Source organism: Phenylobacterium sp. (genome assembly GCF_036723115.1).
Classification (GTDB): Bacteria; Pseudomonadota; Alphaproteobacteria; order Caulobacterales; family Caulobacteraceae; genus Phenylobacterium.
This window is the reverse complement of the sequence record NZ_DAIMHV010000204.1, coordinates 1-3,794: the sequence shown is the minus strand read 5'-3', so window position 1 is coordinate 3,794 and position 3,794 is coordinate 1. Positions and strand designations below refer to the sequence as shown.

General features: G+C 71.6%; 5 protein-coding genes and 1 pseudogene. 3 read left to right on the top strand and 3 right to left on the bottom strand.

What is annotated here, in order from left to right; translation table 11 throughout:
* Together V7D28_RS14405 and lgt are read right to left on the bottom strand one after the other, a co-directional pair.
* A partial coding sequence (locus V7D28_RS14405; protein WP_333588075.1) for an SAM-dependent methyltransferase occupies nt 1-634 on the bottom strand: 634 nt, incomplete at its 3' end.
* 112 nt (nt 635-746) lie between these two features.
* Nucleotides 747-1,547 (bottom strand): annotated as a pseudogene (lgt, locus tag V7D28_RS14400) (prolipoprotein diacylglyceryl transferase); the annotation flags it as partial.
* A 116-nt stretch (nt 1,548-1,663) separates the two neighbouring features.
* Here lgt and V7D28_RS14395 point away from each other — a divergent pair.
* The 3 genes from V7D28_RS14395 (at nt 1,664) to proC (ending at nt 3,388) form a co-directional block, all read left to right on the top strand.
* On the top strand, nt 1,664-1,894 hold the full coding sequence (locus V7D28_RS14395; protein ID WP_333588074.1) for an accessory factor UbiK family protein: 231 nt from the start codon (nt 1,664-1,666) through the stop codon (nt 1,892-1,894).
* Between the two features lie 148 nt (nt 1,895-2,042).
* Nucleotides 2,043-2,546 carry a YbjN domain-containing protein gene (locus tag V7D28_RS14390; protein WP_333588073.1) on the top strand — a complete coding sequence of 168 codons (504 nt, stop codon included), beginning with the start codon at nt 2,043-2,045 and terminating at the stop codon, nt 2,544-2,546.
* 47 nt (nt 2,547-2,593) lie between these two features.
* A complete protein-coding gene (gene proC / locus V7D28_RS14385) occupies nt 2,594-3,388 on the top strand; it encodes a pyrroline-5-carboxylate reductase (RefSeq protein ID WP_333588072.1) in 795 nt (264 codons plus the stop codon).
* A 17-nt stretch (nt 3,389-3,405) separates the two neighbouring features.
* On the opposite strand, the gene V7D28_RS14380 is transcribed toward proC, so the two are convergent.
* The coding region (locus V7D28_RS14380) for a sensor histidine kinase (protein WP_333588071.1) at nt 3,406-3,794 on the bottom strand (389 nt) is incomplete at its 5' end.

The following is a 3,794-nucleotide window of genomic DNA, read 5'->3' as shown; positions in this document are numbered from 1 at the left end:
CGGATACCTCCACGATGGCCGAGGCAGGCGCCGCCCCCGTGGCGGGGGCCAGGGGGGCGGCGAGGGGCTTGGAAAGCGCGAAGGCCAGGTCGCCCGCCGTGTCGGCCGCCACCAGCCGCTCGGCCCAGCCTTGCGGCGTGCGCACGAACTGACGCGCCGGCAGGCAGTCCAGGACTTCGTTGGCCACCAGAATCAGGGGCGCGCCACGGGGCACGTCCTCCAGCCGACCGACCCAGCGGACCTGGGCGCCCGTCAGACGCTCGGCCTGGGCGGCGGCCAGGGGGGGCGAAACCTCCACCAGCCAGATCTCGGCCGCCGCCCGGAAATCCGGGGCGGTGCGGGCGGCCCGCAACAGGTCCGACATCAGGGTCCCGTCGCCGGGACCCATCTCCACCAGGCGAACGGGGGCGGGCGATCCCATGGCCCGCCAGCAGGCGATGGCCCACAGGCCGATCAGCTCGCCGAACATCTGGCTGATCGTCGGGGCGGTGATGAAGTCCCCGCCCGCGCCCAGGGCCGGGCGCGTGGCGTAGTAGCCCGCCTGGCGGTCATGCAGGCAGGCGGTCATGTACTGGGCGATGGTCAGGGGGCCGCCGGCGGCGATCTGCGCCACCAGCCGATCACGCAGGCTCATCGGCCCCCGGCGCCGGGCGGATGCGGAAGGGGTCTTCGCCCTCGCTCTCCATCGCCACCACAGCGGCGGGCGCGGCCGGAGCCGCCGTCGCCGCCGTCGGAGGGGCCGCGGGGACCGGCTCGCGGAAGGCCCGCCAGATCAGCCAGACGCCGCCCAGGATCATGGGCAGGCTCAGCATCATCCCCATGGTCAGACCCAGGGGGAAGTCCGGCAGATAGGCGTCGGGCTCGCGGACCTGTTCCACCAGGGTGCGGAAGGCCGCATAGCCCACCAGGAACAGACCCGCCACCGCGCCCCGGCGCTCCAGCCACAGGGCCCGGTGGGTGGCGATGCGCAGGATGATGAACAGCACGATCCCTTCCAGCACCGCTTCATAAAGCTGGCTGGGATGGCGGGGTTCGAGCCCCGCGCCCGGGAAGATGATCCCCCAGGGCAGGTCCGTGGGCCGTCCCCACAGCTCCCCATTGATGAAGTTGGCGATGCGGCCGAAGAACAGGCCGATGGGCACGCAGGCGGCCACCACGTCCCCCAGACGGAACAGGTCCAGGCCGTTGGCCCGCGAGAAGCCGATCACCGCGATGATCACCCCCAGGGCGCCGCCGTGGAAGCTCATCCCGCCATTCCAGACCTGGAGGATTTCCAGCGGGTTCGTCCAGATCACCTCGGGCGTGTAGAAGGCGATATAGCCCAGGCGCCCGCCGGCGATGATGCCCAGCGTCACCCACAGGATGAGGTCGTCGATCTGCGCCGGCGAAGCGACCGGGCCGCGCGCGGGCGCCAGCCGATCGTTGCGCACCATGGCCACCACATAGCGCCAGCCGATCAGGATGCCGGCGATATAGGCCAGAGCGTACCAACGGATGGCGAAGGGCCCGATCTGGATCAGGACGGGGTCGAAGTCGGGGAAGGGCACGAGGGGTCTCCGGCCAATTCGGGGTCTGTTTAGCCCAGAAGGTCTTCGCTTTCATCCCCCGGCGCCCCATATTGCCGCCGTGCGGCGAAGAACAGGCCGCGCGCTTCGAGCCGGATATGCAGACCCAGAACCCTTTCCTCGACGAGATCGCCAAGCTGACCACCGCGGCCATGGGCATGGCCCAGGCCGCCGGGGACGAGGCCAAGGCGGCCTTCCGCGCCCAGGCCGACCGGGCCGCGGCCGAACTCGACCTGATCCGTCGCGAGGAGTTCGAGGCCTTGAAAGCCGAGGTGGCCGCCCTGCGGGCGGAGTTGGCGGCCCTGCGCAGCCCGGCCGCCCAGGACTGAAACAGGCGCCATCACGAATGCGCGAAAGGGGCTCGCGCCCCGGAAGAAGCCGGTGACAGGCCACTGGCGAAGCAGATTAGTTTCGATGACTGTTGGTGAGTCGTCCGGACCTTGTCCGGCGCGCCGCAGCGAAAGGACCGTGGGTTCCATGGACATGCCCCAGCACGACGAGGATGTGGTCCTCGGTCTCGACCCTCTGGACGTGGTGGAACACGTGCTGACGGCCGAGAACCTGGAGTTCGATCGCACCGAGGACGGCGACCTGGCCTTCACCCTGGCCGGGGACTGGAAGGACTACGAAATGTGGTTCGCCTGGCGGCCGGAAGCCGACTGCCTGCAGCTGTGCCTGGCGGTGGGCCATGTGGTCACCAAGTCTCAGCGCCCGGCGGCTCACGAACTGGTGGGCCTGGTCAATCAGCGCCTGTGGCTCGGCCATTATGAGGTCTGGGACGATGGCGAGATCGTCTTCCGCCACGCCATGGCGCTGACCAGCGCCGAGCGCCCGAGCCTCGCCCAGGCCGCGGCCATGATCGACATCGCGGTGGAGGCGGCCGACCGCTTCTTCCCGGCCTTCGACTTCCTGGTGCGCGGCGCGAAGAACCCGGCCGAGGCCATGGCCGCCTGCATGTTCGAGACCGTCGGCGAAGCCTGAGCCGGACGGCGGGCGACCCGGCCTTCGACGTCCTGAAGGAACACCGCATGGGACCCATCCTGATGCTGGGCGCCGGCCGCATGGGCGGGGCGCTGATCGCCGGCTGGCGACGGGCGGCGGCCTTTCCCATGGACCGGCTGATGATCCGCGATCCCCAGGCGGGGCCGGAGGCCATGGCCGCCGTGGCCGAGGGCGCGGTCCTCGATCCGGCGCCCGAGGCGATCGCCGCCGCGCGCATCGTGATCCTGGCGGTGAAGCCGCAGATCTGGCGCGAGGCGGTGGGCGGGCTTGCGGCGGGGCTGTCCCCCGAGGCGGTCATCATCTCCGTGGCCGCAGGCGTGGGTTCTGGTGCGATTTCCGAGGCGTTCGGCGGCCGGGCGGTGGCGCGGATCATGCCCACCACAGCCGCGGCCATCGGCCAGGGCACGGCCAGCCTCTTCGCCACCCATTCCCACGCCGCGGCGGCGGCCCGAGACCTGTTTTCTTCGGTGGGCGCGGTGGTCGAGCTGGCCGACGAGGAACTGATGCACGCCGCCACCGCGGTCTCGGGCTCGGCGCCGGCCTATCTCTACGCCTTTGTGGAGGCCCTGGAGGCCGCCGGCGTCGCGGCGGGACTTGAGGCCTCGGTCGCCCGTTCGCTCGCCCGCTCCACCCTGACCGGCGCGGCCGCCCTGCTGGCCGAGGGGCAGGCCGAGCCGGCTGAGCTGCGCCGCCAGGTCACCTCGCCCGGCGGCACCACCCAGGCCGCCCTGGAGGTGTTGATGGGGGCGGACGGCCTCGGGCCCCTGCTGGAAAAGGCGGTGGCCGCCGCCGCACGTCGCTCGCGCGAACTGGGCGGCTGACGCCCCGGCGCGGCCCGTCAAGCCGGCAGGCGGATCACCGCGCGAAGGCCGCCCAGGTCTGAGCGGCTCAGGATCACCTCGCCCCCATGGCCGCGGGCCACGTCCCGGGCGATGGCCAGGCCCAGGCCCACCCCCTTCACATTCTGGTTCCGCGATTCATCGAGCCGGTTGAAGGCCTTGAAGGCGTCCTCGTACTGATCGGCCGGAATGCCCGGCCCATCGTCATCGACGGCGATCTCCAGGCCGCCCGAGGGCAGGCGCCGACCGCTGAGCGCCACGGTCTCGCCGTGGGCCGCGGCGTTCATCACCAGGTTGGACAGGGCGCGCTTGAGCGCATTGGGACGCACCCGCACCATGAGGTCCGGAGCGGCTTCCAGCCGCACCTCCGCCCCGACCCGTTCGGCCC

What these genes read in the sequence shown, in the direction of transcription:
- V7D28_RS14390 (WP_333588073.1), top strand. Translation starts at nt 2,043, where the DNA reads ATGGACATGCCCCAGCACGACGAGGATGTGGTCCTCGGTCTCGACCCT.
- proC (WP_333588072.1), top strand. Translation starts at nt 2,594, where the DNA reads ATGGGACCCATCCTGATGCTGGGCGCCGGCCGCATGGGCGGGGCGCTG.
- V7D28_RS14395 (WP_333588074.1), top strand. Translation starts at nt 1,664, where the DNA reads ATGCAGACCCAGAACCCTTTCCTCGACGAGATCGCCAAGCTGACCACC.